This window comes from Pseudomonas sp. B21-028 (assembly GCF_024749045.1).
Taxonomy (GTDB): Bacteria; Pseudomonadota; Gammaproteobacteria; order Pseudomonadales; family Pseudomonadaceae; genus Aquipseudomonas.
In genome coordinates this window covers 2,104,092-2,130,390 of the sequence record NZ_CP087184.1, presented here as the reverse complement: position 1 = coordinate 2,130,390, position 26,299 = coordinate 2,104,092, and the positions used below count along the sequence as shown (strand labels likewise).

At 58.6% G+C, this 26,299-nt stretch carries 26 protein-coding genes and 1 pseudogene; 13 read left to right on the top strand and 14 right to left on the bottom strand.

Translation table 11 applies throughout. The annotated features are described in order from the left end of the window. Nucleotides 1–61 precede the first annotated feature (61 nt). Nucleotides 62–721 (bottom strand): annotated as a pseudogene (locus LOY35_RS09695) (ribonuclease T2 family protein). Nucleotides 722–905: 184 nt separating this feature from the next. On the opposite strand from LOY35_RS09695, the gene chrA reads away from it, so the two are divergent. Beyond that, the gene (chrA, locus tag LOY35_RS09690; protein ID WP_258632104.1) at nt 906–2,249 is read left to right on the top strand and encodes a chromate efflux transporter; all 1,344 of its coding nucleotides are present in this window, start codon (nt 906–908) and stop codon (nt 2,247–2,249) included. On the opposite strand, the gene arsN2 is transcribed toward chrA, so the two are convergent. Then, nucleotides 2,246–2,677 (bottom strand): arsenic resistance N-acetyltransferase ArsN2, encoded by a 432-nt coding sequence (gene arsN2 / locus LOY35_RS09685; protein WP_258632103.1) that lies wholly within the window; start codon nt 2,675–2,677, stop codon nt 2,246–2,248. The two genes, chrA and arsN2, sit on opposite strands and share 4 nt — an antisense overlap. Before the next feature lie 187 nt (nt 2,678–2,864). On the opposite strand from arsN2, the gene LOY35_RS09680 reads away from it, so the two are divergent. Next, entirely contained in the window at nt 2,865–4,016 is a 1,152-nt protein-coding gene (locus LOY35_RS09680) for a mechanosensitive ion channel family protein (RefSeq protein WP_258632102.1), read from the top strand. A gap of 250 nt (nt 4,017–4,266) precedes the next feature. Continuing rightward, nucleotides 4,267–4,746 carry a hypothetical protein gene (locus LOY35_RS09675; RefSeq protein WP_258632101.1) on the top strand — a complete coding sequence of 160 codons (480 nt, stop codon included), beginning with the start codon at nt 4,267–4,269 and terminating at the stop codon, nt 4,744–4,746. Between the two features lie 10 nt (nt 4,747–4,756). Here the strand turns inward: LOY35_RS09675 and LOY35_RS09670 are convergent, their stop codons facing one another. From LOY35_RS09670 to LOY35_RS09660, 3 genes are all read right to left on the bottom strand, one after another. Beyond that, entirely contained in the window at nt 4,757–5,005 is a 249-nt protein-coding gene (locus LOY35_RS09670) for a hypothetical protein (RefSeq protein ID WP_258632100.1), read from the bottom strand. Between the two features lie 377 nt (nt 5,006–5,382). After that, complete coding sequence (locus LOY35_RS09665; RefSeq protein WP_258632099.1) at nt 5,383–6,846, bottom strand: amino acid racemase; 1,464 nt, start codon at nt 6,844–6,846, stop codon at nt 5,383–5,385. A gap of 11 nt (nt 6,847–6,857) precedes the next feature. Beyond that, nucleotides 6,858–8,150 carry a dicarboxylate/amino acid:cation symporter gene (locus LOY35_RS09660; RefSeq protein WP_258632098.1) on the bottom strand — a complete coding sequence of 431 codons (1,293 nt, stop codon included), beginning with the start codon at nt 8,148–8,150 and terminating at the stop codon, nt 6,858–6,860. Nucleotides 8,151–8,332: 182 nt separating this feature from the next. On the opposite strand from LOY35_RS09660, the gene LOY35_RS09655 reads away from it, so the two are divergent. Beyond that, complete coding sequence (locus tag LOY35_RS09655) at nt 8,333–9,241, top strand: LysR substrate-binding domain-containing protein (RefSeq protein ID WP_258632097.1); 909 nt, start codon at nt 8,333–8,335, stop codon at nt 9,239–9,241. 259 nt (nt 9,242–9,500) lie between these two features. Here the strand turns inward: LOY35_RS09655 and LOY35_RS09650 are convergent, their stop codons facing one another. The 3 genes from LOY35_RS09650 to LOY35_RS09640 are packed head-to-tail and all read right to left on the bottom strand — an operon-like array spanning nt 9,501 to nt 11,499. Then, nucleotides 9,501–10,292: an acetoacetate decarboxylase family protein gene (locus LOY35_RS09650; RefSeq protein WP_258632096.1), complete on the bottom strand. Its 792-nt coding sequence runs from the start codon at nt 10,290–10,292 to the stop codon at nt 9,501–9,503. A 44-nt stretch (nt 10,293–10,336) separates the two neighbouring features. Continuing rightward, entirely contained in the window at nt 10,337–11,017 is a 681-nt protein-coding gene (locus tag LOY35_RS09645; protein WP_258632095.1) for a type 1 glutamine amidotransferase domain-containing protein, read from the bottom strand. 35 nt (nt 11,018–11,052) lie between these two features. Beyond that, a complete protein-coding gene (locus tag LOY35_RS09640; RefSeq protein WP_258632094.1) occupies nt 11,053–11,499 on the bottom strand; it encodes a cupin domain-containing protein in 447 nt (148 codons plus the stop codon). A 195-nt stretch (nt 11,500–11,694) separates the two neighbouring features. Here LOY35_RS09640 and LOY35_RS09635 point away from each other — a divergent pair, with 195 nt between their 5' ends. Further along, nucleotides 11,695–12,576, top strand: coding sequence for an NAD(P)-binding domain-containing protein (locus LOY35_RS09635; RefSeq protein ID WP_258632093.1), 882 nt, complete (start codon nt 11,695–11,697; stop codon nt 12,574–12,576). A 74-nt stretch (nt 12,577–12,650) separates the two neighbouring features. Here the strand turns inward: LOY35_RS09635 and LOY35_RS09630 are convergent, their stop codons facing one another. Then, on the bottom strand, nt 12,651–13,631 hold the full coding sequence (locus LOY35_RS09630; RefSeq protein WP_258632092.1) for a helix-turn-helix domain-containing protein: 981 nt from the start codon (nt 13,629–13,631) through the stop codon (nt 12,651–12,653). Between the two features lie 720 nt (nt 13,632–14,351). Here LOY35_RS09630 and LOY35_RS09625 point away from each other — a divergent pair. Continuing rightward, nucleotides 14,352–15,842 carry a cytosine permease gene (locus LOY35_RS09625; protein WP_258632091.1) on the top strand — a complete coding sequence of 497 codons (1,491 nt, stop codon included), beginning with the start codon at nt 14,352–14,354 and terminating at the stop codon, nt 15,840–15,842. Nucleotides 15,843–15,861: 19 nt separating this feature from the next. Here the strand turns inward: LOY35_RS09625 and LOY35_RS09620 are convergent, their stop codons facing one another. Then, on the bottom strand, nt 15,862–16,647 hold the full coding sequence (locus LOY35_RS09620; protein WP_258632090.1) for a TetR/AcrR family transcriptional regulator: 786 nt from the start codon (nt 16,645–16,647) through the stop codon (nt 15,862–15,864). On the opposite strand from LOY35_RS09620, the gene LOY35_RS09615 reads away from it, so the two are divergent. After that, nucleotides 16,646–17,134, top strand: coding sequence for a hypothetical protein (locus tag LOY35_RS09615; protein WP_258632089.1), 489 nt, complete (start codon nt 16,646–16,648; stop codon nt 17,132–17,134). The genes LOY35_RS09620 and LOY35_RS09615 overlap by 2 nt on opposite strands. A 114-nt stretch (nt 17,135–17,248) precedes the next feature. Continuing rightward, nucleotides 17,249–17,995, top strand: coding sequence for an SDR family oxidoreductase (locus tag LOY35_RS09610; RefSeq protein WP_258632088.1), 747 nt, complete (start codon nt 17,249–17,251; stop codon nt 17,993–17,995). A 23-nt stretch (nt 17,996–18,018) separates the two neighbouring features. Here the strand turns inward: LOY35_RS09610 and LOY35_RS09605 are convergent, their stop codons facing one another. The 4 genes from LOY35_RS09605 to LOY35_RS09590 all read right to left on the bottom strand — a co-directional run bounded on the left by LOY35_RS09605 (nt 18,019) and on the right by LOY35_RS09590 (nt 21,846). Then, a complete protein-coding gene (locus LOY35_RS09605) occupies nt 18,019–18,906 on the bottom strand; it encodes a LysR family transcriptional regulator (protein ID WP_258632087.1) in 888 nt (295 codons plus the stop codon). A gap of 6 nt (nt 18,907–18,912) precedes the next feature. Then, nucleotides 18,913–19,599, bottom strand: coding sequence for a cysteine hydrolase family protein (locus LOY35_RS09600; protein WP_258632086.1), 687 nt, complete (start codon nt 19,597–19,599; stop codon nt 18,913–18,915). Nucleotides 19,600–19,780: 181 nt separating this feature from the next. Continuing rightward, nucleotides 19,781–20,629, bottom strand: a complete 849-nt coding sequence (locus tag LOY35_RS09595; RefSeq protein WP_258632085.1) for a TIGR03915 family putative DNA repair protein — start codon at nt 20,627–20,629, stop codon at nt 19,781–19,783. Continuing rightward, nucleotides 20,626–21,846, bottom strand: coding sequence for a putative DNA modification/repair radical SAM protein (locus LOY35_RS09590; RefSeq protein ID WP_258632084.1), 1,221 nt, complete (start codon nt 21,844–21,846; stop codon nt 20,626–20,628). The genes LOY35_RS09595 and LOY35_RS09590 overlap by 4 nt, the downstream gene beginning before the upstream one ends. Before the next feature lie 117 nt (nt 21,847–21,963). On the opposite strand from LOY35_RS09590, the gene LOY35_RS09585 reads away from it, so the two are divergent. From LOY35_RS09585 to LOY35_RS09565, 5 genes are all read left to right on the top strand, one after another. Then, nucleotides 21,964–22,134 carry a YhfG family protein gene (locus LOY35_RS09585; protein ID WP_258632083.1) on the top strand — a complete coding sequence of 57 codons (171 nt, stop codon included), beginning with the start codon at nt 21,964–21,966 and terminating at the stop codon, nt 22,132–22,134. Further along, a complete protein-coding gene (locus tag LOY35_RS09580) occupies nt 22,134–22,772 on the top strand; it encodes a putative adenosine monophosphate-protein transferase Fic (RefSeq protein ID WP_258632082.1) in 639 nt (212 codons plus the stop codon). Before LOY35_RS09585 ends, LOY35_RS09580 begins: the two co-directional genes overlap by 1 nt. Next, nucleotides 22,772–23,317, top strand: a complete 546-nt coding sequence (locus LOY35_RS09575; protein WP_258632081.1) for an SPFH domain-containing protein — start codon at nt 22,772–22,774, stop codon at nt 23,315–23,317. Before LOY35_RS09580 ends, LOY35_RS09575 begins: the two co-directional genes overlap by 1 nt. 52 nt (nt 23,318–23,369) lie before the next feature. Continuing rightward, nucleotides 23,370–23,966 (top strand): SPFH domain-containing protein, encoded by a 597-nt coding sequence (locus tag LOY35_RS09570; protein WP_258632080.1) that lies wholly within the window; start codon nt 23,370–23,372, stop codon nt 23,964–23,966. A gap of 86 nt (nt 23,967–24,052) precedes the next feature. Next, nucleotides 24,053–26,203, top strand: coding sequence for a WG repeat-containing protein (locus LOY35_RS09565; protein ID WP_309475912.1), 2,151 nt, complete (start codon nt 24,053–24,055; stop codon nt 26,201–26,203). Nucleotides 26,204–26,299 lie beyond the last annotated feature (96 nt).

Genomic DNA, 26,299 nt, shown 5'->3' with positions numbered 1-26,299 from the left:
CCCAGCGGGGATAAATCCCCTCGCCACAAGAGCTTTCATCATGGGGCGGGCAGATACTGCCTCAGCGCACCGGTGGCACCCGGATATCCCCACTCCGGCACCGCGTTCTGACGCCCCTGCCGCAACCGGCGAACGTCAAGTCCTTATCCATGCACACTTGGACTTCCGACAATTGCGGCCCGCTGCAGATGACAGCAATACCATCGGCCGGAATGCCGGGATTGCTTTGCCGGAACAGCCGGGCAATCTCCTCGGCTTCAAAATAGTACGAGGAACTGGGTGGTTGCAGCTGCGATGGAATCTTTACGTCCGCCAGCGCCTTGTCGGACGCTTCCAGAAAGCCCATGGCGCCGAGGCCGCTGCAAGTGCCGTGCTTGGACCATTCGTGCTCCAGCAACTTGCGGGTCGGAAACAACGTCAGGCCCTTTTCCCGCTCGGCGGCCGTCAGCGGCACCCTCGGCTCACAGGATTGTGGTCAGCCACCCTTGGCGTACTGTGGCCAGAGACCATGCAGGACAAAACCATAGCCTTTGCCGGAACATTGCGCATCGCCAGAATGAGTCAGGCAGAACGTCGGTGACCAGGACAGCGACAGCACGTAATAATCGAATACCCCCGCGACGGGTTCCGCCCGGGCATTACGTGACTCACGGGCATTGCCTGTACCCATGCAGCCCAACGCGAGCGCGAGCAGCGTGATTATCGCAAAACGTTGTTTCATTGACCCGCTCCTTGGGCAGTCCTGTAAAAACAGGGGCGTCGATTCGATCGGTGATTGTTCAAGGGTTATGTTTCAAGCCGGTGAAAGGAGGTGTTTTTTACAGGGAAAGCCTGGCAGGGGCTATCCAAATTGCGTAACGCCCCATAACGTAGGTCGCCTTCCATCTCCAAGTGCGCCGCTAACCATGGACAAACCCTCCCAAACCTCCGAAGCCCCCTCGGCCGTCAGCCTGCGCGACGCTTTCTGGTTCTGGCTGAAATTGGGTTTCATCAGTTTTGGCGGGCCGGCAGGACAGATCGCGATCATGCACCAGGAGCTGGTGGAGCGCCGGCGCTGGATTTCCGAGCGGCGTTTCCTGCACGCCCTCAACTACTGCATGTTGCTGCCGGGACCCGAAGCCCAGCAGTTGGCGACCTATCTGGGCTGGCTGATGCACCGTGGCCGGGGCGGAGTCATCGCTGGTGCGCTGTTCGTATTACCCTCGCTGTTTATCCTCGTCACATTGTCCTGGCTGTACGTCGCCTTCGGTGAAGTGCCGGTGGTGGCGGGTGTTTTCTATGGCATCAAGCCCGCCGTGACGGCAATAGTCGCGCATGCTGCTCACCGCATAGGCTCCCGTACGCTCCAGAACAGCGTGTTGTGGGCAATAGCCGTCGCGTCGTTCGCTGCAATATTTGCCTTCGATGTCCCCTTCCCGCTGATCGTGCTCGGGGCTGCGGTCATCGGCTATTTCGGTGGCCGGTGGGCGCGGGAAAAATTCAGCCTCGGCGGCCAGGCGGCCGGGCATCGATCCTTCGGGCCAGCATTGATCGACGACGACACCCCGACCCCGGACCATGCCCGGTTCAGCACCTTCAGACTGATCCGGCTGGCGGTCATCGGTGCCTTGCTATGGGTCTTGCCGATGGGCCTGTTGACCCTGATGTTCGGCTGGGAAGGCACTTTCACGCAGATGGCCTGGTTCTTTACCAAAGCCGCGTTACTGACTTTCGGTGGTGGCTACGCGGTGTTGCCTTACGTGTATCAGGGTGCCGTCGCACACTTCGGCTGGCTGACACCGACACAGATGATCGACGGCCTGGCCCTGGGCGAAACCACCCCAGGCCCCTTGATCATGGTGGTCGCGTTCGTCGGTTTCGTCGGCGGTTATGTGATGCAGGTGTTCGGCCCCGAACAGGCCTTTCTCGCCGGTGCCGTTGCGGCCACCCTGGTGACCTGGTTCACTTTCCTGCCTTCGTTCCTGTTCATCCTGGCGGGCGGCCCGTTGGTCGAGTCGACCCACAACGCCCTGAAGTTCACCGCACCGCTGACGGCGATTACCGCGGCCGTGGTCGGCGTGATCCTCAATCTGGCTTGCTTCTTCGGCTACCACGTACTCTGGCCCAACGGCTTTGCCGGTGCGCTGGACTGGCCATCGGCAATCATCGCCCTATTGGCGGCCATTGCCTTGTTCCGCTACAAGCGCGGCGTGATCCAGGTACTGGTGGCGTGCGGGTTGGCCGGACTGGCGGTATACCTGCTGCGTTAAGTGAGTCGCTTGCTCAGGTAAGTCGCCGAAGCCGGGCATAGACTCTTGAACTGGACCGTTGAGCTGATTGCCGTAGGCGCCAGCGAACGTTCCTGCACCTGATAACCATGGGTAGCGAAAAAAGCGCTGGCGCTTTCAGTCAGCAGGTGAACCCGCTCTACCCCTTCGTTTTTTGCAAAGGCTTCCAGGGCAACCAGCACCGCCGCGCCAGTGCCCTGCCCTCGCCGGCCCTCAAGGACGACCAACGAGCGCAGCAACCGGTCGCGCCCCGTCCCCTCGATCCCGCCAAACGCCACATCATTGCCCTGCTGCCTGAAACTGAAAAACCGCCGGCCGGGCAGGCTCAGGTCATCCGCAGGCAAACCGGCCAGGATGAGCGCTTCGCGCAGGGGGCCCAGCTCGTCGTTATTCAGTGCTGTCATGCGCATGGCGGTCGCTTCTTCATCGGTCTCGCACAGGAAACTACGCCGCGCCCATCGATGTTCGCAACAACTGGCAGCTAATAAAATTGAACGGCCCATACCTCACATCCCCTAATGAAGTTCGTGGCCCTGTCCTGACTCCCACGCTAGATAGGGCCTGAACCCGAAAAGCAACGGCGCAGGTGACCGATCCATGGACTCAAGCTCCCTCGAAATCTTTACCGATACCCAGTTGCTGGGCATCTCCATCGCCAACTGGCTGCTCGCCCTCGGCGTAATGGCGGTGAGCTTCATCGTCGCCAGGACGAGCATCGGCTTCCTCTTGAGAAACGTACGGGCCCGGGCGCAAAAGCCCAACGCCTACCTCAGTCACATCGCCGTCGAAGTGCTCTCCAGCACCAGCAACACCCTGTTGTTGCTGGCCTCGATCCTGATCGGCATCGGCGTGCTGGACTTGCCGGAGCGTTGGCTCAGCCGGGTCGGCAGCCTCTGGTTCGTCGTGGCGGCCCTGCAGATGGGACTGTGGGCCAACCGGGCAATCGCCCTTGCACTGTTGCACTATTTCGCCCGCCACAACCACACCGAAATCCATCAGAAAAGTGCCCTGGCGACATTGAGCCTGTGGGGCGCGAAGGTATTTCTCTGGGCCATGGTGCTGTTGGCGATGCTCTCCAACCTCGGCGTGAACATCACCGCGTTTATTGCCAGCCTCGGCGTTGGTGGCATCGCCGTGGCGCTCGCGGTGCAGAATATCCTCGGCGACCTGTTCGCCTCGCTGTCCATTGCCGTAGACAAACCCTTCGAAGTCGGCGACTTCATCGTCGTCGGCTCCCTGGCCGGTACCGTCGAACACGTTGGCCTGAAGACCACACGGATCCGTAGCCTGGGTGGCGAACAGATCGTGATGGCCAACGCGGAGATGATCAGCACCACCATCCAGAATTACAAACGACTTCAGGAACGGCGCATCGTTTTCGAATTCGCCCTGCCCCTCGACTGCTCCACGGAACAGCTCAAGCAGGTGCCGGTCATCGTCGAACGTATCATCAAGGCACAGGAAAAGACCCGCTTCGACCGCTCGCACTTTCGCGGTATCGGCCAGAGCGCTCTGGAGTTCGAAACGGTGTATATCGTGCTGGACCCCAGCTACAACATCTACATGGACATCCAGCAGGCGATCAACCTGGGCATGATGGAAGAATTCGCGAAAATCGGCGTGCGCTTCGCGATTCCTGCGCGAACCGTTCATGTCGCTTCGCTGCCGCACATGCCTGCGCAACCTACCAGGGAAAGCGACCACGAAAACCCGGCGCGGACGACGCCGAAGTACCAGGCGCGGCATTAGTACCAAACCGAGATCAGATTCAATCGAAACCCTGTGGGAGCGAGCCTGCTCGCAATAGCGATGGGTCATCCGGCACTGATGCAAAGGAACGGACGCCTTCGCGAGCAGGCTCGCTCCCACAGGGAATCGCGGAGACCATTGCCAAAGAACGCCCACCCCTACACTCCAAAGCCTTCCCATGACCCAACGCAACTGAACACCTGACCCCATCAGCTAAGCTCACCTCATCACTACGACAGGGAGCATCGACATGAGCAAGGCAGACGCGCTGGCAGCCAAACTGAGGCAAACCCGGCAAAGCCGTGCCGATACGGATAACAATGCCGACCTGGCGATTGAGCATTGGCCCGCCCAGGTCTACGAGCTGTACCACCAGCTCGAAACCTGGCTGGCGCCGGTCTGCGAGGCTGGGCTGACGATTCGACGCAATCCCACTCACGTGTTCGAAAGCCATTCCAGCGGTTCGACGTACAATTACGCCATTGATCAACTGCTGATGGAAGGGAACCATCACCGCATCGAACTCGACCCGATTGCCCGCTTCTCCGCTCATGGAGACGGCTGTATTGAAATCCACCTGAAGGGGCAGACACGCTGTCTGCTGAGAACCGTCGGTGAGCATGGCGAATCGCGCTGGCATATCCAGCCGAACGGCCAGCCGCAGCCCGAGCCCATGGCACTGGACGAAGATGCGCTGCTTGCACTGGTAGAGGAAGGTCTGGGGCTTTAACCCACGCGGTTCAATTACTGGCTTGAGAGGGCAACTGGAGTGTCACGCCGTTGCCGACTTCAGCATCCGGCGAATTCACTTGCGCCATCGGCCGTCCCACTAGAATGTTCAAGGCGTTGTCGATTTCGTCGGCTGCGCCTTGTGCATGTTGGGCATCCGCCCAACTCCAGTAGCGATCGGACATCAATCCGCCCACCGCCTGGGCACACAGCTCGTCGCTGCAGATACCCATTTTCCCCGCGGCAGCAATAACGGCCATAAGGGCTTGCTCCAACTGGGAAATTCGTTCGGTAGACACAACTGACGGCTCGATAGATCGCGAAAGCAGAGCTTACCAAGATATCAATAGGCCACCAACCGCAAGCGCTCAACGGTCGCTTGTCTGGTGCGCCGCTCAAGCGGGATACTGCGGCGGTGCGAGGAAAGACCAGATGCAAAACATCTGTGGCGAGGGGATTTATCCCCGCTGGGCTGCGAAGCGGCCCCCCAAGACCGTCAAACATAATCTGTCTGATACATCGAGGTGCCAGAGTTCAGGGCTGCTTCGCAACCCAGCGGGGATAAATCCCCTCGCCACAGATGCTATGTGTTTGCGTAGGTGCAAACACCACTGGTTTGTTCTTGTAGAGGACAACCTCATTTCGCCAAGGCAATGCACTTCAACGCCAGGATCATCGTCGGGTCCACCAGCGCCACCGTGTGCCCGTTGATTTCAAACGCCTCGCCGTGTTCGAGCACCAGGGGCAGTTCCGTACACCCCAGAATCAGCACCCCTGCCCCCAGTTCGCACAAGTGCTCAGCCGCCAGCAGCAGCTGTTCCCTGCACAGCCCGTCGGTGAAACCGGCCTTGATTCCCCGCGGCCCGTAGATGGCATCCATGACCATGGCCTGATAATCGACCCCCGGTGTCAGGATCTGCAGCCCGGCGCGGCGTGCGGCCTGGTGATAGACCTGGCTCTGTACCGTACCGGAAGTCGCCAGGAGCCCGATGACCTTGCCCGCCCCGTGCCGGTGCAGGATCCACTCCACCGTCTCGCTCAACATGTTCACGATGGGCACCCGCAGGTTCGTCTGGATGCGTTCGACAAAGGCATGGGCGGTGTTGCAGGGGATCGCGATGGCGTTGACACCGGCGCTCTCGAGACGCTTGCAGGTGGCATACATCGCCAGGGTCGGATCGGTTTCACCCCGCAGCAGGCTGGCCGTCCGGTCCGGTATCTGCGGGTTCTGCTCGACCACCATCCGGATATGATCCTGGTCCCTGTCCGCCGGAGTATGGGCCACCACCTTGGCCATGAAGTCCACCGTGGCGGCGGGCCCGACGCCGCCCATGATGCCCAGCTTGAAAGACGGTCGACTTGGCGGTGTCCGCTGCTGGGTCGCGAAGTCAGCGTAGATCGAGTTGATGTCCAGCACGGCCATTCCCCGTCGCTGCAGGTCGGCACAGACCAGTGAAAGCTCGGTCATGCCGGGCAGCATCACCGTCGCCCCCTGGGCCTGCAATGACAGACACGCCTGATGCAGCGCCTCCAGCGGCGCGCCCTCCAGGTGACCGTCCTTGATGCCGTCGAGGCCGTACATGGCCTCCATCAACGCCGATTGAGCCTCGGCTTCGGGGTAAACGATCCGGAAGTCCTGCGCGAAGTAACGCTCGAACAATCCACAGTGGCGCACGAAGTCGGAGCCGATGACACCCAACGTTGTCCCCGGCTGGACGGTGCGCCTGACGTACCGGGCCAGGGCCGCCATCATGTCCAGCACGGGAATGCCCAGCTCCTCCTCGATTTCGGCACGGAAGGTATGGCTGGCGAAGCACGGGAGCATCACCGCATCGAAGCCATTTTCCTCGAACGACCGGCACACCTGGAACACATAGAACTTGCGCGACGTCATGCTCGCATTCGCGTCCAGGGGCAGCAGCACGTCCTTGAACGGGTGCTGCTCGACCAGAAAATGGTAGCGGCCCTGATCCTCGATCACCGCCCTGGACTTGAGCAGTTTGTAGAACAGATCGCCACCGGCCAGCGAGCCAAGCCCGCCGATGATGCCCAGCTTGCGAACCGCAGGCGCCTGCTGGGTCGACTTCGCCTTAACCTTCATGACATGGCTCCCTACACAACCGGAACCGGTTTGGATCGAGACCGAACCGGGGTGGCGTCATAGTCCTCGACCGCCTCTTCGTGAGGTTCGGATTGAGCGACCACCGCCGTTGCGATGCTGTTGCCCACCACGTTGGTGGCCGTGCGTGCCATGTCCAGGAACTGGTCGATGCCGATGATCAGCAGCAGCCCCGCCTCGGGAAGATTGAACATCGGCAATGTGGCCGCGACCACGACGACCGAGGCCCGTGCCACACCGGCCATGCCTTTGCTGGTGATCATCAGCGTCAGAAGAATCAACATCTGCTGAGTGAAACTCAGGTCAATGTTGTAGGCCTGGGCGATGAACAGGATGGCGAAGGCCTGGTACATCATCGAGCCGTCCAGGTTGAACGAATAACCCAGAGGCAATACGAAGCTGGAGACACGCTTGGGCGCGCCGAACTTCTCCAGCGCCTCGATGGTTTTCGGGTAAGCGGACTCACTGCTGGCGGTGGAGAACGCCAGGAGAATCGGCTCGCGGATGAGTTTGCCGAGCCGGAACACAGAGCGTCCGAGAAACAGGTAGCCGGCCCCGAACAGCAGCGCCCAGAGGATCAGGATGCCCAGGTAGAACTCGCCAATCAGCTTGCCATAGTCGACGAGCAAGCCAAGCCCCTGGGTGGTGATGGCCGAGGCAATGGCGGCAAACACGCCAATCGGCGCGAAGGCCATGACGTAGTCGGTGATCTTGAACATCACCTTCGCCAACTCTTCGATAGAGTCCGTGATCCGGGTGTAACCCGCCCGCTTGACGCCGGCCAGTGCAAAGCCGAAAAACAGCGAGAACACCACGATCTGCAGGATCTCGTTGTTCGCCATGGCTTCGGCGATGCTGCGCGGAAACACGTGGCCGATAAACGCCTTGAGGCTGAAATCCCCGGTGTTGACCGGTACCGCAGCGGTCGCATGTTGCGCAACGTCCAGGTTCAGCCCGGCGCCCGGTTGAAACAGATTCACCAGCCCCATCCCGATCAGCAGCGAAACGATCGATGCCGTCACGAACCAGGCCATCGCCCGGGCACCGATGCGCCCGACGGAACGGGAGTTGCCCATGCTGGCGATGCCCCCGACCAGGGTCGCGAATACCAGGGGTGCGATGATCATCTTGATCATGCGCAGGAAAATGTCGGTGACCATCGAAAAGTAGCCGGCGATCTCCTTGGCGCTTTGCTCGCTCCCTGCGAAATGGTGACACGCCCAACCCACCAGCACGCCCAGGGCAATGCCCATTGCAATTCGACGTGGGAGCTTATTCTTCTTCACGGTGTTGTCCTCAAGTAGTTCTTGGAGTTTTTTTACTTGGCAAGGTCGATTCTAAGGAGCGGCTCGGACGAGATGATGAGTAATCCAGCTACCTTCATGCGTTTTCGGAATAGTTACGTGATGGACACGCTGGGCCGGGTGATTGCGACGTAAACTGGCGCATCTTAAACGGGAGATCGGACATGCAACTCAAATGGCTGGATGACCTTCTGGCGATCGCCGAGTGGAAAAATTTCTCGCGCGCCGCCGAAGTCCGTTGCGTGACACAGTCAGCCTTGTCACGCCGTATCCGCTCACTCGAAGAGTGGGTGGGGGTCAAGCTGGTGGACCGCGGAACCTACCCCGTCCAGCTGACGGCGGCGGGCATCACCTTTTGCGAGGAAAGCAGGGACGCACTGGCCGGCCTGCTGCGGTTGCGTTCGACGTTACGCGACGTGGAGCGGATGCCGGGGCGCTCCATCCAGATCACCGCGGCCCACAGCCTCTCGATGACCTTCCTGCCGAAATGGCTCTCCCAGTTCCAGCAGCACAACGAACAGTTCAACGCCCGGGTCGTCGCCGCCAACATCCATGACGCCGTCATCGCCCTCGAAGAAGGCAACTGCGACCTGATGATGGTCTATCACCATCCGCTCGCCCCTATCCTGCTGGACGCCGAACGCTTCGGCAGCCTGACCCTCGGCCACGACGCGTTCATCCCCTTGTGCGCCGCCAATGCCAAAGGCGAACCGTTGTTCCGCCTGCCTGGCCGCACCGGCAAACCGGTGCCCTACCTGGCCTACACCGCCACCACCTTCCTGGGCCGCGTCGCCGACATCGTCATCAAGAACGGCCCCGCGCCGACGGCATTGGAGCGTTGCTATGAGGCCGACATGGCGATGCTGCTGATGCGCATGGCGGTCGAAGGCTACGGCGTGGCCTGGTTGCCGCAAAGCGCGGTGGCCGATGAATTGGAGCGAGGGTTGTTGGTCAGGGCTGGAGGGCAGGAATGGAGCACGCAGCTGGAGATTCGCTCGTACTGTGCGATTGCCAATCGGAACCCGACAATGCGCAAGTTGTGGAAGACGCTGGAGAGGGCTTCGTTGCGCTGATCAGGCCAGTTGGCTTTCCAGGGATAAAAAAGAGCGCCTTTGAGCTAATGTCAGTCCGTTAAGTATCAGCGACGAGAATCCTGTGGGAGCCGAGCTTGCTCGCGATGAGGGCATGTCAGTTGACAAAGACGTTGACTGATTCACCGCTATCGCGAGCAAGCTTTGCTCCCACGGGTTGTCACTTAACTTACCCACTGCATCACCCAGCAGGCGCCCAAAATGCCCTCCAGACCTCATGACTGAAGGACAGAGCGTACCCTTACCGACCGTTCTGGAAGCGTGCCGGCTTACGGAACAGGCGGAAGTCGTCGAATTTCTGGCCGTAGACGAAAGGCAGGTACGCATCCCGATCAGGCAGGACGTCCAGGCGCGGGACTGTCCAGGTCGACTCGCCTTCGGTGTACCAGGCAGTACCGACCGAGACGATTGGAATAGTGTCGAGCGGGTCCCATGCCGTGCCCTTGAGCTTGAGCGTGCCCTTGCCTGCTCGCTTCACCCGGAGATTTTCCTGATTCTTCATGCAGTTCAGGATCGGGTCGTGCTGCAGCCCGTAGCCTGAAGAATGCGGCACCGCCTTGATTTCGAAGTCATAACTTTCGCTGCTCGAAGGCCCCAGGTCGTCCCCGAATTCAGCCTCGATCTCGATCAGGCGCGTACCGTTACGCTCACAGAAACCGTACCCTTGATGTCCATCCCGATAGACCTGGGCAATGCCGGTCTTCTTGGCTTCGCCCCACATCTCGCGTCCGATCGTCACGGGCATGTCCCCGCTGACGATCAATACCAGCATGGTGGTGCCTTCAAGCTCCTTGTAGCGGCAATTGAGCGCGATGATGCCGCAGTCGAACTCACCGCACAGTTCGCTCTGCCAGCGCGAAACACTGGCGATGGCAGTGGGTGTTGCCGGCAGGTCAAAGCACGGTGGCAGTACGGTGCGCAGGAACTCGAAGGTGGTTTCAAATTCAATCGAAACCCCTTCGATCGTGCAGCGACCCTGCGCGAGAATCCTCTGGATTTCCTGAAGCTCTTCTTTCGTTTTCACAAAGCTCATGGCAGTCGTTCCCGTCATTGTTTTTGGTTGAAGGCCCTGGTGAATCAGCGCTCCAGAAGTTTCATCAGCGCATTGGCAACACCCAGCGAAGAGGCCGGGTTCTGACCGGTCACCAGCGAGCCGGACACCACCACATGACTCTCCCAATCACCGGCCTTTGAATACACCGCCCCGAGCGCCCTCATGTCGGTTTCAACCAGATAGGGAACAGCGTTGTCCAAACCGATGGCGGCTTCTTCGCTGTCACTGAAGGCCGTGACCTGGAGCCCTTCGACCAAGGGGCGTCCATCGCTTCTACGCGCCCCCAGCAGTGCGCAACCGGCATGGCAGATGGTCGCGACAGGCTTGCCCGAGGCACTGAGCGATTCAATCAGCGCCACAGAAACAGGGTCGTCGCGCAGGTCCCACAACGGGCCGTGCCCGCCGGGATAAACCAGTGCGCTGATCTCCCCTGCGGTGACCGCTGACAGCTTGACGGTCGAATTCATACGCTCTGCCAGGACCGCATCCGAGGCATAGCGCTGATACAGCGCACTGTCCTTCAACGCCTCCACCGACGCGGGATCCACCGGGACCCTGCCGCCTTCAGGAGAAGCCAGGCGCACCGCCACACCGGCATCGATAAACCGGTAATAAGGCGCCAGGAACTCTTCGAGCCACAGGCCGGTCTTGCGTCCGGTATCACCTAATACATCGTGGGAAGTCAGTACAAATAGAACGCTCATCGCAGGCCCTCCAGGCATCAGCAAAACGGTGAATGTCAGGCAGCGGTTTGCTGGTCCCACAAATCTTGGGCGGTGGACCAGGTCTGGTTGATCTCTTGTCCATCCGGGGTTTGCCAAGTGATCGGGCCGACCATTTGCAGAATGAACGTGGTGTCCGCGAGCATTCTGGTTTCCTCATGCTCGGCGCCGGTCGCTTCGTAGAGGAAGCCGTGCTTGATGCACAGCGCGCCACCATTTTCCGGGCCGCCGCGCAACTCGAGGATGCCGTCGAACACGTAGCCTTCGGCGGGGCCGTGGTGGATGTGCGGCATCAGGATCGAGCCATTGGGGCAGAAAAACATCACGGTCCAAATGCCAAATTCCGGCGACACATGCAGCAACTTCCACTTCACCCCGCCGGTATGGAATGGCGCGGGAAAGTCCTGCCATTCGACTTGATCGACTTGCACGTAAGCGTCTCGGGGTTTCTGGATCGTGTTCATTTCAGGCCTCGCGGTTTCCGGTTTCGATGGCCCTCAAGCTACCCCCGGGATTTCCTCGCACCTATCCAGAATTGGCAATTGCGCCAGCCCTTGCCCCCTTGCCGAAATTGGCTATTGGCCCAGACGTTATGCCCTTAGCTTCTGCCTCGTAGACCACCCAACGGGCACGTCTCGTCATCTATGAGGAACTTGAAAATGGCTAAAACAATAACGGTAATCGGCACCGGCATGATGGGCTCGGGCCTGGCCAGCACACTGCTGGCGGCCGGTCGCAACGTCACGGTATGGGACGGTCGCCCTGAAGCCACGCGTCATCTGGTCGCCAAGGGCGCGACGCTGGCCCACTCCTTCGTCGACGCTGTGCATGCCAGCGAACTGACCATCATGATCATCAGCAGTGCGGCCGGCGGTGCAGCGCTCATCGAGCGCAATATTGCCGACCTGGACCTGAGTGGCCGCTTCATCGCCAACCTCAGCACGGCAATGCCCGAAGACGGCGAGCGCTACCGAGCCGTCGTTGAAAGCCACGGCGGCACCTTCATCAACGCGGCGATTTCGTCGTACCCGGATCTGATTGGTGGCCCCTACACGGCCATCCAATACGCCTGCGCGCCGGCCGTGTGGGAAGCAATCGCGGACACCGTAAAACCCATGGCACCCCAGGGCACGATCTATACCGGGGAAAACCTGAGCGTGCCGCCCATTGTCGACGCGGCGATGACAGGCAGTTTCTACGCCGTCGGCCTGGCCGGATTTCTCGAAGCGGCGGCCTACGCCAAGACGCAAGGTGTGAATGCCGGGCAGTTGTCCGAGTTTGCCGACAAGATGCTGGACCTGCTGCGTTACAAAGTGCAGAAAAGCATCAAGGAAATTGAAGCGAATGAGTTCGGCACCATCCAGGCGACGGTCAACGTGTATCTGGATGCCGTCATCCAATGGCGGGACGCGCTGAAGGCGAGCGGCCTACGGGCCAGCCATATTTCGGCCTTGGCCGATGATCTGACCGTTGCCCGGGACGCCGGTCATGGTGAGCTGGGGTTCAACGCCCAATATCTGGTTGCCAAGGTAAAGAAATAATCGCTCAGAGCTCTGTGGCGAAGGAGCTTTTTTCGCAGGGCTGTCCAGCAGCCCTTTTCCCGGCACCGCGCCACTCAGTGCGGATGCCGGTGCGCCCCCAGACGCCCCACTGTCTGTGAAGGCAGTTCCCCAAAGAACTCCTGGTAATACTTCGAAAATCTCCCGAGATGACTGAAACCCGCATCGAGCGCCGCGCCCTGGATGGTTTCCAAAGGCGACTGCACGAGCAGCTTGCGGGCCGTGTTCAATCGCACCGACCTGATGTAGTTCAGAGGCGTCATGCCCAGGACGTCCTCAAAGCTGTACTGAAGGGTCCTGCGGCTGATCCGCAGATGATTGCACAGGTCCAGCACGCCAATATTTTCATCCTGCAGATGCCGGGCAAAGAACTCGCAACTCCTCTCAACGATATACGTGCGCGTGGACGGCGGAACCACGAAGCGAGAAGAACCGGTGTCGAAGTCCAGGATCTCCTGCACGCAGGCGAATACATTGGCGAGGCTCGAACGATCGGCCGCGTCCGCGCAGCCTGATTGCACATGGCTCAGATGCAATTTCAGGTTCAATTCGAAATCGATCTGCGTTTCGGAGGACGGCTGGATAAAACGCTCAAAGGGTTTCGCGTCGATGTTCAGGTGGCCATCGGTCCTGAACCGTTCCAGGAAGTCCGATTTCTTCACCGTCAGCATCAGGGCTTCGATAGGTGCCCTCGACACGGAGTGAAACGAGCGACCGGAAGAAATATGGAAGGTACTGGCGTTCACGTATCGGCCATTGAGCAATACGTCTTCTCTGGACCGCACGTTGACGATGACGATTGAATCGAGCGGCACATGGCAGATCTGCTCGATGTAGGGGCTCTCCATCGTCTCACGGGTGACTTGCACTTTTCCCGCAATTGAATGGCTGGCTATTGCCCCGTGAAAACGGGCTCTTTTCTCAAGCTGGTGATAGCGATTGTCATCCCACTCTTCCAAGCCACCGGCATGTTCGAACGCATCATGGGATTCCAGGAAACGGAACTGGGTGTCGGCTTGACGGGTTGGCATGGGCATGACACGGGACTCGCAGATACAGGGTCGACGTTCATCTCGTAGCAATCTTCATACCGCGAAGGACTCACGAGGAGCCTTCAGTGCATCAGGACAGGTCCCGGATGGCCGCTCAAGGTCTATACCAAGCCCCTGGTACATGACCACGAATGCCCCTTTTCAGAATAAAACCCGTCGTTGTTCGAGCAGTCGCGCCATCACCGGAACAAAAAATTGGTCATATGACCCAGTTTGATGTGTTTTTACTCAACAGCATGCGTTCGTTTCGAGAAGAAACGACACACTCATGGGCAAACACGCTTTCCGCCTGGCGTTGTTATTCGTCGCCGTTATCGATTGCCAAAAATGGATACGGCGTAACAGGGGGCGGGCGTAGGCTGGACTCAAGGGCGTTGTCGGACACATCCCGACAGCGCCCGGAAACATTGATTACCGCTGTCATAATAATTCTTCCAGAACAGCCAAAGCGGACGGCATCACAAGAACTCGTCCAGAGAGCTACGACATGAGCAAAGCTGACGTTGAACACAGCACGGGAATGATAAGTACAAGCGCGAGCTTGAACAGGGATCTGTTGAAACAACTGGAGGCCCTGAACCAGGCCGAACACACCTCTTCCGAATGCTGGAGCAGTGGTGCATCACTGGTTCGAGAGGCGTCTTTATGGATCCTCTTCGGGGCTGCCCTGTGGGTCGGTACCTTGCTGGCTGTAGGAGCAAACGCATGAACAGTTCAAACAGCGTCGAACAAGAAGCCCTGGCGGGCCGCTTGCCCGTTCTGGCCGGCAATCGGGTCTACAAGACCTACGGTTCTTTCCTTTGGACATGCTGCGCATTCAGTGCAGCGACCTGGGCCTTCCTGATCGGCAGCTACCTGCCGTTCGTGGGGGATTGGCGACTGGGGGTGATGGGCTACACCATCGGCTTGATCATCGGCATGGCGTTGGTGTCGCTGGCCTCCGGCGTCCCGAGTTTCAAATACGGCACCGACCCCATCGACACCGCCAAACCTTCGTTCGGCTACCGTGGCATCGTCATTCCGCTGTTCGGGCTGCTGGCCACGTTGATCGGTTGGTCCTATGTGGTGGAAGCGCTCACTGCCAGGGGAGCCGCGAACGTAGCGGCCACTATCACGGGCAGTCAGGTGACGGGAGACTCCCATGAGCATCTGGTGATTGGTGTCGCACTGGCGGCGCTGCTCCTGGTCTGGGTCATCGCGAGCAAGGGGCCGAAGTTGTTCGAACGCCTCAACGGTTTCATCGGGCCTTTACACATGCTGATCACCTTGGTGATGTTCGGCATCCTCGTGCACAAATTCGGTCTGGAAAACCTGTGGCACAACCAGTTGCCAGCCGACCAGATGCTTTCCCACGACCCTGTCCAGGGCTTGGCGCTGGCCGTCGAGTTTGGTGTTTCCAACGCCATGACCTGGTGGCCGGTCATGGGCGGCCTCACCCGTCTGGTCAAACATAAGAATCACGTCATGGGGCCGTCCATTATCGGCGTGGGCATTCTCGGCGCCGCCGTTGTTTCCACTGTCGCGGCGCTCGCGGCCATCAGTGCCGGCACCTATGACCCGACGATCTGGATGATCGCCGTGGGCGGGCCGATATTCGGCTCGGTCGTCATGACCATCGTGCTGACGGCCAATATCGCCACCATGGTCGTGATGATCTATCTGGCAGGGGTCTCGATCCAGCAAGTGAAGTTTTTCGCGCGCTTGAAGTGGGAGTTGCTTCTCGCCTTGTTGCTGTTGCCGGGCTTGTACTTCGCGTTCGAAACCGAATGGTTGTTATCCAACGTGATGAGCTGGCTGTCCTATAACGGCGTGATGTTCGTGGGCATCTCGGGCATTACCCTGGTGGACTATTTCGTCTTGAGACGTGAACAGCTCGACGCGCCCAGCCTGTTCGCCACTCATCACAGTCATTACGCCTATTGGGGTGGGGTCAACTGGGTGGCCGTCGTGATCAGCATCGCTGCAGTGGCGGGATACCTCGCGCTGTACAACCCGGTAACGGTGGCGATGAGTGAATCGTTCCGATACTTCGGCGCCTCCATACCGGTGATTGCCATATCCGGGCTGGCCTATTACCTGGCGGCCCGTATGATCCTGGCTCCCCTGGGCAAAGGTCATTACGCCCGCGCAGTGGTCTTGAGCCAACCCACGCTGGATCCCCAACCCAAACCCGGGACCTTGAAAGTCAGCCTTTGACTGCCACTGGGGGTGCGCTTCAGGCACCCTCGCTTTGGCCTGGAGGCGCAGGCATCAAGGTCATTGACCAGAAAGCGATGGCGGTTTCAATCAATTGCTCGCGCATGCCAGTCGTGGCGTTCACTTGGTCCTGATAGAAAAAATTGCCATCGATCTGGGTGGCGATCAACGCGGCGTAGATGGAGACCTGAGCAGTGGGCAATGCAGGGTTGACCTCTCGGATGAGCTGGCGGAAGCCTTCGAGAAACCTGTCGTATTGGTTGGCCATCAGCGCCTTGATGGCCGGGTCGTGACTGGCCAGCGCCCCCATCTGGAAGAAGAACCTGGCCGTTTCAGCGTCGAATGTCGCGGCCGAATTTTCACGTATCGCCACGGCCAGGCGCTCCATCGGCGTCTCTGCAGATGAACGCTCTACCAACAGGTCGACCCGGTGAACGAAGAACTCGAGCTTTGCCTTGATCATTTCAAAGCAGAGCTTTTCGGTACTGCCACAGTAATGTTGGAGGTTGTTCAGGCTGATGCCCAGTTCCTTGGCCACTTTCCTGGCTGAAAACTGTGCATAGCCATCCCTGACAAAGATCATTGCAGCGACTTCGTTGATCTCTTCGATTCGCTTGAGTCGTTTCCCTACCCGACTGTAAGGACTGGTCGCTCCCACGTCTTCGGACTCCAGGCTTCGTTCACGCGCCATTACGAACTTCCTTTGCGGATTACAACCTTTAACAATTTTTCCCGGTAGAAACCTAAACACATTCAAGAGCAAGCCGATAGGTTTCGAATATCCCATCTCCCAAGGATTGAACATGATTACCCTCGATGCCCAGCGCTCCAGTGCTCTCCCGCTCCTCACGACCAGCGTAGAACCCAGGAAGTCCACGGATGAAGTGGCACAGGCGCCTGCGAACAAATCGTCTGGCGGCACGCAGGTCGAGGGGGTGAAGGTTTCGCTGTCTGGCGTCGGCCTTCAAAAAGCCGCGAATGAGCGCGCCACCAATGCCAACAAGGATATTGAAGAAAGCGGACTGCCTGATCAGGCACAGAAGATCCTGAAAATGATTCGGGAGCTGAAGCAGAAAATCGAAGAAAAGCAGTTAGAAATGCAGGCACTCATGGCCGATCAAAGTATGTCCCCGGAAACCAAGCAGGCGAAAGTCGGCGCGTTGCAAGCGACGCTCTCGACACTCACCGCCAGCCTGGTGACAGCGAGCGCCGCTCTGGACAAACTGAGCAAGAATGGAACCCTGTCTGCTGCCCAGGCACAACAGGCCACCAAGCTGGCCATGAAAAGCTGAACCCGCTTCCCCGCCCGCGCCTCGACATCTTCCATTGCCGATATTGGCTAGGTCGCAAAACCTCGGCCAAGTAGGGTTGCCTCAGTTCATTCATACGGGCTGAGGAAATGAAAAATGAAAAGACTTGAAGGAAAAGTGGCGCTGATTTCCGGCGCCGCGTCAGGCATCGGCGCGGCCAGTGCCATACGCTTTGCAGACGAAGGCGCCGGGATCGTCATTTGCGACATCGACGAGACAAAAGCCGGATCGATGCTGGAAACCATTCGGGCTTCAGGAGGCAAAGTCCTGTTCTGTCGTCTGGACGTTCGGGATGAAAGCCAATGGGCTGCCGCTTTTACGGCAGCACTGACGCAGTTCGGGAGCGTCGATATCGTCATGAACAGCGCCGGCATAGCCGTAGCAGGCAATGTGGAAAGCATGAGTTTCGATGAGTGGAACAAGGAACTGTCGGTCAACCTTCATGGGACTTTCCTTGGCATGAAACAGGCATTCAAGCACTTACAGGAAAGAGGCGGATCGATCATCAACCTGTCTTCTATCGAAGGCATCGTGGGTCATCCTGAATACGTGGCCTACTGCGCCGGGAAAGGGGCCATTCGCAACCTCACCAAATCCGCCGCGCTACACGCTGGACGCCAAGGCTACCGAATCCGAGTCAACAGCATTCATCCTGGATACATCACCACGCCGATGGTAGGCAACGACCCCGTCGAACTGGAGCGATTGCGCAGGCTGCACCCTATCGGCTTTCTGGGAGAAGCAATCGACATTGCGAACATGGCTCTCTTCCTGGCTTCAGATGAGTCACGTTTTGCGACGGGCGCGGAGTTCGTGATCGATGGCGGATTTCTTGCGCAATGAGCGGATGGCATTCTCATCCCCAGTCAGAGCTTTCCTTCGTAGTACTGGGCCATGTGATCAACGAACACGCGGACCTTGAGAGGTAGATTCCGGGCATGCGGGTACAGCGCATAGTAATGCCTCATCCCCAGGGTGTATTCCGGCAGAATCCGCACCAACCTTCCCTTCAGCAGATCGTCCCGTACCGTCGCCAGGGTAAACGCAGCGATTCCCCCACCGGACAAGGCGCACGCGTGCAAAGCGGTGATGGTGTCCGTATGAAAAGCACTGTCGCAATCCAGTGTCATTGACTCCCCTCCTTCGCTGACCAACGACCACTGGGTAGCCGACGCATACGTCAGTAACCGGTGCTCATTGAGCTCAACGACGCTGCGCGCAAGACCGTACTTGGATACATAGCCCGGCGCCGCCACCAACACCTGCGGTGACACGCTGAGCAAGCGGGCGACAAGGCTGCTATCGGCCAGCGGCCCGCAAATCCGCAACGCCACGTCGAAGCCATCGGCCACCAGGTCGACAAGGGGATCGGAGCAGGACAGATCGACCCGAATGTCCGGATAGCGTTGCTGGAAGGCCGGCAACCAATGAGCCAGCTCCAACGTACCGGTTACCAGAGGCACGCTGATTCGCAGCAGTCCGGAAGGACGCTCCTGCTCCTGGGTGGCGGCGCGGGAGGCGGCCTCGACGCGGTCCAGGATATCCACGCAAGCCGCGTAGTACCTTTCGCCGGCCGCGGTCAGACTCATGCGCCGGGTATTGCGATTGAGCAGACGCACGCCCAGCGCGCTTTCCAATTGCTGCAAGTGTCTGGACACCGAGGAGTGAGTGGTGCCCAGCCGCTCGGCTGCGGCTGAAAACCCCTGGGTCTCCACAATGCAACGGAACACGCCCATGGCGAGCATCTGATTCATATCGACTTAACGCACCGGCAACTTGATGATCTGCTCGGTGGTCATGACATCACCGAAGGTATCCTCGACTTCGGCCAACGCGGCCTTGTGCAAGGCGTCTTTGTCGATCGCCTCACCGTTGACCCGGGTAATCGCACGAGTTGCCGACGCATCGGAGGCGACCAGTACGTTGTAGCCCAGGGGCGCCGCATCCCGGGCGGCACCCGCCACGCACGCGTGGGTCATGAGACCGGAAATGATCAGGTTCTCGATACCGGCGCGCTTCAGACGCGCGTCCAGGTCGGTACTGCCGAAGACGCTGACGGTGGTTTTCTGCAACACCACATCCTGGGCCCTGGGCTGCATATCCGGGTGGAACTTCACGGTCTCACCGTCCTTCGCGAACACTGCAGAACCTGCAGGGGCGATGTGCTGGACATGGAAAACCGGCATCTTGTGGTCATCGGCAAAGGCAATCAGCTTACGGGTATTGGCCAGCGCGGCAGCGCCATCAGGAATCGGCATCTTACCGGTGAAGTATTCGTTCTGAAAATCAATCACAAGTAACGCGGTTTTACCAACGGGCAATTGGCTGGTCGGCGTTGCGCCTGACATGGCCCGAATGGTTGGGTGGTTTTCAGCGAGTGCGCCGCTGCTGGCGACAATGCCGGAAAATGCACAGGCGGCGAGAAAACGGCGGGTGAATCGTTGCATGGGAATTTCCTTCCTGGTTGTTGAGGAAAGGAATGCTAGAAGGAGGGTCCGGTGCTTGAACACAGCGGGGATGGCACAGAACCTGTTCGGGATCTGCACAAATAAAGCGTGCTGCGACGGAGGGAACCAGGGTGATCGGAATTGAGTAGGCAAAGGAGCGAAATCAACGGACCTGTAGTTCTCAAGTACCTGAAACGGTGCCGCCCACAACTATCCGTTTCCCGACCTTCTCCCCCACCTCCAACGCCTGCCCATCCCGTTGCTTACCCTGCCGAGCCTGCCCCACCAGCCGGGGAATCAATTCCCCCTCGGGCAAGTGCTGCCAGAAACGCCCGGGCATGTGCTGCCGCAGCGCTTGCGGATTGACCCGCGCCGGGTTGAAGGTATGCCGGTAGTAAGTACGCCATAACTCGGCGTCAGGGTCTTCAGCGTGACGCGCCCATTGCTGCCACTGCAAAGGACAATGGCGCTGGTAGTCCAGGGTCTGACCATCGAAGCGGATGCCATCGCGAGGTGTTGCTATCAGCCAGCGTTGTCGGCCCAGCCGCTCGGCAAAATGGCCGCTCGCGCTTTCGAGGATGTCATGGGCCGGCTCGTGAAATGCCACGAGGTCCAGTTGCAACTGCTCGGCGAGCGCCTTTGGCAAGGGTGTGAAGCGCACAAACGCATGGAGGTGATGGGCCTCGCGGCTGACTTGCTTGATCCGTCGCTGCAATTCACTGCCCAGGCGATCACCGGCGAGCATCGCCGTGCGGTCGCCATGGGCAACGCGCCAGAGCACTTCGTACAACAGGCTCCAGCGTTGTTCACCCTGGTAACGGCCGGCCTGTTCGAGCTGGATCAACAAGGCCGCCGGCACGCGCGCAGAGAACGGACCCGGGCCTGGCGGCAACGGCGTCGGCACGGCCAGCAGGTCAGCCACGGGGCCTTGGGTCCAGGTCACCTCAGCGGGGTCGATGCCATGGCCGAGCAGCTTGCGAGCCTGATCGCGCCATATCAGGAAATCGTCCTGGCAATCCAGCGCGATCATCCCCACAAGCCCATTTGCGTGGGCCCTTGGGGCTCACGCAAGCGCGCCCGCAGCAGGCCGCTGCGCATCTGAGCCTCGGCGGGCCGATAGTCGCTGGTGACGATGAACGGTCGCGCCTTTTCCAACACGCAGCGCAACTGCACCAGATCGTCGTAGCGGATCCGCCGTTCCCGGCGCAGCGCCACCAGGCGTTGCACGCTGCGCAGGCCAACCCCTGGAATACGCGCCAGCAACGCGGGTTCGGCACGGTTGATGTCAAGGGGGAATACTTCACGGTTCGCCAGTGCCCAGGCCAGCTTCGGATCGATGTCCAGGTCCAGGTTGCCGGCGCCACCCAGGATTTCTCCCGCCTTGTAGCCGTAGCCGCGCATGAGAAAGTCAGCCTGGTACAACCGGTGTTCGCGCAGCAACGGCGGCGCTGCCAACGGCACGCTGGCGGGGCTGTCGGGGATGGGACTGAAAGCTGAATAGTAGACCCGCCGCAGGCCGTACCCCTGGTAGAGCGACTCGGCGTTCTGCAGGATCGCATGATCGTCCGTGGCATCGGCCCCGACGATCACCTGGGTGCTCTGCCCGGCCGGGGCGAAGCGAGGCGCGCGTACTTCCCCCGCCACCGCTTGTTGCCCTTGATGGATGGTGCCCATGGCCTGGCGGATCGTGACCAGTTGCTTCTCCGGCGCCAGGCGCTTGAGACTGGCTTCGCTGGATAACTCGATGTTCACGCTGAGGCGATCGGCCAGTCGCCCGGCCTCCTCGATCAGCAGCGGATCGGCATCGGGAATGGTCTTGAGGTGGATATAGCCCCGGAACTGATGCACCTCCCGCAACAGGCGCGCCACGCGTACCAGTTGCTCCATGGTGTAGTCGGCCGACCGAATGATGCCGGAACTCAGGAATAGTCCGCTGATGCAGTTGCGACGATAGAAATCCAGAGTCAGGCGCACCACTTCCTCCGGCGTGAAGCGCGCCCTCGGCACGTTGCTGGAGCGGCGGTTGACGCAATACTGGCAGTCGTAGAGGCAGAAATTGGTCAGCAGCACCTTGAGCAGCGAGACGCAGCGTCCATCCGGCGTGTAGCTATGGCAGATGCCCATACCGTCCGTGGCTCCCAACCCGTCACGTCCGCGAGAGCTGCGCTTGGGTGCACCACTGCTGGCGCAGGAGGCGTCATACTTGGCAGCATCGGCGAGAATGCCGAGCTTGGCGATCAGTTGCATGGGAGGGCTCTCGATACTGGTTATGCGTACAGTATTTGGAGAAGCATGGCGATGCAAGCGCCATTGGTCATCGATGGGTTATAATCCGCTCACCCACGCGATTTGAGGTGCAGCCCCATGGGCACTATCAGCCTTGAAACCAAGAAGGCCTACGCGGCCAGAACCCGTCGGTCCAACTATGCGGCCAGCCTGCGCCTGGAAGGCTTCAAAGTGACCTTCTCCGATGGCGACTGCAAAATGCCGACCCGTGAAGAAGTCTTGAAAACTTTCACCAAGACCCAGGCCTGATGCCAGACAAATATGGAGTCGGTGAGGACGCCTATTGCTACGCCGGCTCCACGGTCCTTCGCAACAAACTCGACATCCGTGACGAACCCACTTTAAGCGAAGCCGAACAACAACTGACGGCCATCGCGGCGGACCTCGTCGAATTCAGCCCTCCCCCTTACGACCTGGCCTACCTCCAGGGCATCCACAGGCTGCTGTTCTCGGATTTGTACGAATGGGCCGGAGAGCTGCGTACCGTCGGGATGGCCAAACAAGACACTCGCTTCTGTCAGCCACAGTTCATGGAGAAGGAAGCTGGCAAGATCTTCCAGAACATGGCGACTGCCAACTGGTTTGAAGGCATGAATCGGGCGGAATTGATCGTTGCCGTTGCCGATGCCTATTCCGATATCAACGTTGTCCACCCCTTTCGCGAAGGCAATGGCCGTGCCCAGCGCATCCTCTTCGAGCACCTCATCATGAATACCGGGTTTGAAATCAGTTGGTGGGGCATTGAAAAAGAGGAATGGATCGTCGCAAACATTGCCGCGTATCACTGCACCCTCGGGCCCATGGAGCAGGTGTTCGAAAAGTGCATTGGCGATGCAATCCACCCAAATCAACTCAACATCATTCCGATGCAGAATGGAAAACCATAATGAAATATCGCTGCATCAAGTATTGGGGCATTTTGATCCTGGGGGCACTATCGACATATTTCATCTCCGTAGAGGGCTTTTATGCTGTCAATGAACAGGATCGCGGCGTGGTACTGCGCAACGGTAAATTCCTGAAAGTGGCACAACCTGGCCCAGGTTGGAAAATCCCTTTCGTGGATCAAGTGACTACTGTTTCGATGCAAAACAATCTGATCTACTGGCCAGCTTTACAAGCAAGAACTGAAGACCTGGACGTGATGGATCTGGAGGTTTCCATCGTTTGGCGAGTCGCGCCGGACGAGGTTCAGAGCATGTATAAAAAATACACCACGCTCGAAGCGGTCGAAAACATCTTGCTTATCCCCAAAATAACGGAGCAAGCCAGGCTAATCGTCTCTCACTACAACACAGAGCAGGCGTTGAAAAACCGGGAGACGTTCGTTCGCGGTTTCTCATCCGCGATCAGAGCCGCGATTGACGGCCCCGTCCTCATTGAGAGCATCGATATCGGAAATGTGCACATGGAAAGCATCCATATTGAATAGCTGTTATCCGGTTTCAAACTGGCTTGCATTATAAATTCCCAGAGACATGACAATGCGTCGCAACGTTTGCTTTATAGGCTCAGGATTAGCAGCAACCTTCGCAGCCTGTGTGCTGGCAAGCCTCTCTTTCTACACCATCAGCGAAAGAGAGCTCGGCCTGGTCCTGCGTAATGGCAAAATCAGTTCCGTTGCAGGTCCCGGATTGGGCTGGCGACTGCCCGTTATTGACAAGGTGCTCCGGATCCCAAGTCAAAATAGCATTTTGAGCATTGCGGACGTCCATAACTACACCGCAGACCTTCATGAATTCAGAACTGACGTATCCGTCGCCTGGCATGTGGCGCCGGACAGGATTGGGGACATCTACACTCAGTACAACGACATCCAATCGGTGGAGCTGGCGTTTATCAAGCCACGAGTTTCCAGCCAGATCGGCTTGGTCATGTCGCGCTATAAAGGTATCCAGATGTTCGAACACCCCGACAGGTTCATAAAGGATGCTTCTACCGCAATTAAAGAAGCCGTCGGTGCGTTGGTAATCATCGATAGCGTGAATTTTGAAAAGCTCGTGCTAGCGGATCTGGATCGATCGGCCTCTTCCAACGAAGCCGCCGCCACGGCGGTGGCGCCTGAAACCGTCAGGAATTGAACTGGAAATCGTCAGGCTATTGGCAGCGTGCCATACCGTGTGGTTAGCTGCCCGCATTTCCCAGCCCTTTAACTACTGAAGCCATGATGAACTTTACCCAGCCTCGCTTGAGATTGCTGTCGCTACTGAGTGTGACCTTGTTAGTGGTGGGCTGCGCGTCCTATTACTTGTTTCGCCAGAACATCGCGCCGACAAGTGAAAGCTTCGCCGCCGAGGACATGAACGAAGGCGGCATAGAGGACATCGGCACGCTGACGCGGCCTGATGTGGAGAAACGCCTGAACTACTTGATCCATGACACCCTTGAAACCCTTGAAGCTGTAGAGCTGATCACCCAGTCGGAACTCAGCCTGACCATTGACGGAGCCCAACCCGCCGGTGAGCAGGAACTGCAATACGAAGAGCTGTTCGTGCCTTTCACCAGTGCACAGGTGAAAGCTGCGCTGGCGTCGATCCAGGACCTGCGTTTTGTTCAAAGGTTGTTTGCCGATGGTTCCGAAATAAGGCTTGATACCAGCCGCCTCGATCCGCTCTGGAAACGCGCAGCCACGCCGGATGAGCACGCGGCCGAACAGTACCGTCCGGAGCGTTTACGTTTTCGGGATGGCAGCGAGAAACTTTTCGCCGACATCAATGTGCAACCCAAAGCAGACTCGGACGACATCGTCCTGTCTGATGATTACATTGCACTGCCCATCAACAAACCCTTGGCCAGTTTCGATCTGAAGGTCGCTTACCGCAGCTATCCGGCATTCAAGAAAGTGGTTCTGGATAAGGATCATCCACAGGTCACCCTGGACGACGGCCAACACTTCCAACTAACCGCCCTTGGTGACTCAAGTGCCTCACTGCGGCTAAGTACGCCCAAGACAACAACCTTCGTGGTGCAGGGTTTGACCGACGAAGGCAAGGCGCTTTACAGCAACGGCAACAACACGCGCTCCTTCCCTTCGGAGAGCGATATCGAAGCATTGCGTGACTACTACAAAGCCCTGCGACAGACCAAGGACGATCTCGACCAGTTCAAGACCAGTCAAGCGATCCAGCAGCGGCTGGAACAAGTAACCGAAGCGCTTTCAAAACAGGCTGGACCACTGAAAAACACCGAGGCCGATTACCGCTTCGAAGCGACCCCGCAACGCATCGTCATTCATGTGCTTGAGCCGATGGAAGACAACGTTGCCGTTTTTGGCCAAGTGCAGAACATTCTTGCGGAGCAAGCGCGTTACATTGCTTTTGACCGGAAGTCCGACCGCTACGGCTTCATCGATCAGACCGGGCAATGGCTGATCAAACCACGTTGGGTACAGGTACAGGAAAGCGGGGTGGCGGGTATCTATTGGGTGCTTGCGATGGAAAAATCCGCCAACTCACAAGCAGACTCCCGGGAAGCAGTGGGCAAGACGGCTTACTTCCCTGCTGGCAGCAATAAACCTGTCAATCTGCCGTTCGAACATATTACGCAGATCATGGACAACGGCCTGCTGTTGGTGGAGCGTGAAACCAACGGCCCCTACGGACTTTACGACTCAGGAAATCACCGTTTCATATTGCCGATGAAGTTCGTGAATCCCACGGTAACCAGTAGCCTGTTCATCGCCCGTCTCGGTAACAAGACCTATGCCACGGAAGGCGAATATGGCGCCTATACCCTCGCTGGCAAGGAAGTTCTGCCACCCCGATTCTCCGACATACAGCAAAGCGGTAACTATCTCTATACAAACTCAGCCGATCAGAACCGACAGGACGTTTTCGACCTGGAAGGCAAACGGATCAACCTCCAGGGCTACAACGCGATAGGCCACTTTGTTGACGAGCAGCCACTGCTGGTGCAGGACGTTCGAAGTAAAAAGTTCGCCTTTATCAACCGCCAGGGGACGTTGCTGCCGATCAAGTTACCCTATGACGAAGTGGAGCCATTTTCCAACGGCATGGCGGTGGTCGGGCGCGATAGTAGCTACGGCGCCATCGACTTGAAGGGTACCCTGCAGATTCCACTGGAATACACCACGATCAACTCGTTCCAAACCCGCTACGCAGCCGCCGTTCGTGCCGGCGACAGTGGACTGGTGTTGATCAGCCAGAACAACAAACTGGTCAAGAAACTCGGTTCCTATACCAGTCTGAAAGTCTCTGATAACAGCAATGAAGCCCGCTACTATGTGAGGAATCCGGACAACCCTGACGAATCCCTGGTCTATGACGCCGATGGCAATCGCGTGGATAAAGAAGAATAACGACTGACCTGCCCGAACGCACACAACCAAGCGAAGTACCGTTGACGTATTTATTTCGCTCGCGGGGCATGTCGGCAATAAACTCGAAAACACTGC

What these genes read in the sequence shown, in the direction of transcription:
- chrA (WP_258632104.1), top strand. Translation starts at nt 906, where the DNA reads ATGGACAAACCCTCCCAAACCTCCGAAGCCCCCTCGGCCGTCAGCCTG.
- arsN2 (WP_258632103.1), bottom strand. Translation starts at nt 2,677, where the DNA reads ATGCGCATGACAGCACTGAATAACGACGAGCTGGGCCCCCTGCGCGAA.
- LOY35_RS09680 (WP_258632102.1), top strand. Translation starts at nt 2,865, where the DNA reads ATGGACTCAAGCTCCCTCGAAATCTTTACCGATACCCAGTTGCTGGGC.
- LOY35_RS09675 (WP_258632101.1), top strand. Translation starts at nt 4,267, where the DNA reads ATGAGCAAGGCAGACGCGCTGGCAGCCAAACTGAGGCAAACCCGGCAA.
- LOY35_RS09670 (WP_258632100.1), bottom strand. Translation starts at nt 5,005, where the DNA reads ATGGCCGTTATTGCTGCCGCGGGGAAAATGGGTATCTGCAGCGACGAG.
- LOY35_RS09665 (WP_258632099.1), bottom strand. Translation starts at nt 6,846, where the DNA reads ATGAAGGTTAAGGCGAAGTCGACCCAGCAGGCGCCTGCGGTTCGCAAG.
- LOY35_RS09655 (WP_258632097.1), top strand. Translation starts at nt 8,333, where the DNA reads ATGCAACTCAAATGGCTGGATGACCTTCTGGCGATCGCCGAGTGGAAA.
- LOY35_RS09650 (WP_258632096.1), bottom strand. Translation starts at nt 10,292, where the DNA reads ATGAGCTTTGTGAAAACGAAAGAAGAGCTTCAGGAAATCCAGAGGATT.
- LOY35_RS09645 (WP_258632095.1), bottom strand. Translation starts at nt 11,017, where the DNA reads ATGAGCGTTCTATTTGTACTGACTTCCCACGATGTATTAGGTGATACC.
- LOY35_RS09640 (WP_258632094.1), bottom strand. Translation starts at nt 11,499, where the DNA reads ATGAACACGATCCAGAAACCCCGAGACGCTTACGTGCAAGTCGATCAA.
- LOY35_RS09635 (WP_258632093.1), top strand. Translation starts at nt 11,695, where the DNA reads ATGGCTAAAACAATAACGGTAATCGGCACCGGCATGATGGGCTCGGGC.
- LOY35_RS09630 (WP_258632092.1), bottom strand. Translation starts at nt 13,631, where the DNA reads ATGCCCATGCCAACCCGTCAAGCCGACACCCAGTTCCGTTTCCTGGAA.
- LOY35_RS09625 (WP_258632091.1), top strand. Translation starts at nt 14,352, where the DNA reads ATGAACAGTTCAAACAGCGTCGAACAAGAAGCCCTGGCGGGCCGCTTG.
- LOY35_RS09615 (WP_258632089.1), top strand. Translation starts at nt 16,646, where the DNA reads ATGATTACCCTCGATGCCCAGCGCTCCAGTGCTCTCCCGCTCCTCACG.
- LOY35_RS09620 (WP_258632090.1), bottom strand. Translation starts at nt 16,647, where the DNA reads ATGTTCAATCCTTGGGAGATGGGATATTCGAAACCTATCGGCTTGCTC.
- LOY35_RS09610 (WP_258632088.1), top strand. Translation starts at nt 17,249, where the DNA reads ATGAAAAGACTTGAAGGAAAAGTGGCGCTGATTTCCGGCGCCGCGTCA.
- LOY35_RS09605 (WP_258632087.1), bottom strand. Translation starts at nt 18,906, where the DNA reads ATGAATCAGATGCTCGCCATGGGCGTGTTCCGTTGCATTGTGGAGACC.
- LOY35_RS09600 (WP_258632086.1), bottom strand. Translation starts at nt 19,599, where the DNA reads ATGCAACGATTCACCCGCCGTTTTCTCGCCGCCTGTGCATTTTCCGGC.
- LOY35_RS09595 (WP_258632085.1), bottom strand. Translation starts at nt 20,629, where the DNA reads ATGATCGCGCTGGATTGCCAGGACGATTTCCTGATATGGCGCGATCAG.
- LOY35_RS09590 (WP_258632084.1), bottom strand. Translation starts at nt 21,846, where the DNA reads ATGCAACTGATCGCCAAGCTCGGCATTCTCGCCGATGCTGCCAAGTAT.
- LOY35_RS09585 (WP_258632083.1), top strand. Translation starts at nt 21,964, where the DNA reads ATGGGCACTATCAGCCTTGAAACCAAGAAGGCCTACGCGGCCAGAACC.
- LOY35_RS09580 (WP_258632082.1), top strand. Translation starts at nt 22,134, where the DNA reads ATGCCAGACAAATATGGAGTCGGTGAGGACGCCTATTGCTACGCCGGC.
- LOY35_RS09575 (WP_258632081.1), top strand. Translation starts at nt 22,772, where the DNA reads ATGAAATATCGCTGCATCAAGTATTGGGGCATTTTGATCCTGGGGGCA.
- LOY35_RS09570 (WP_258632080.1), top strand. Translation starts at nt 23,370, where the DNA reads ATGCGTCGCAACGTTTGCTTTATAGGCTCAGGATTAGCAGCAACCTTC.
- LOY35_RS09565 (WP_309475912.1), top strand. Translation starts at nt 24,053, where the DNA reads ATGAACTTTACCCAGCCTCGCTTGAGATTGCTGTCGCTACTGAGTGTG.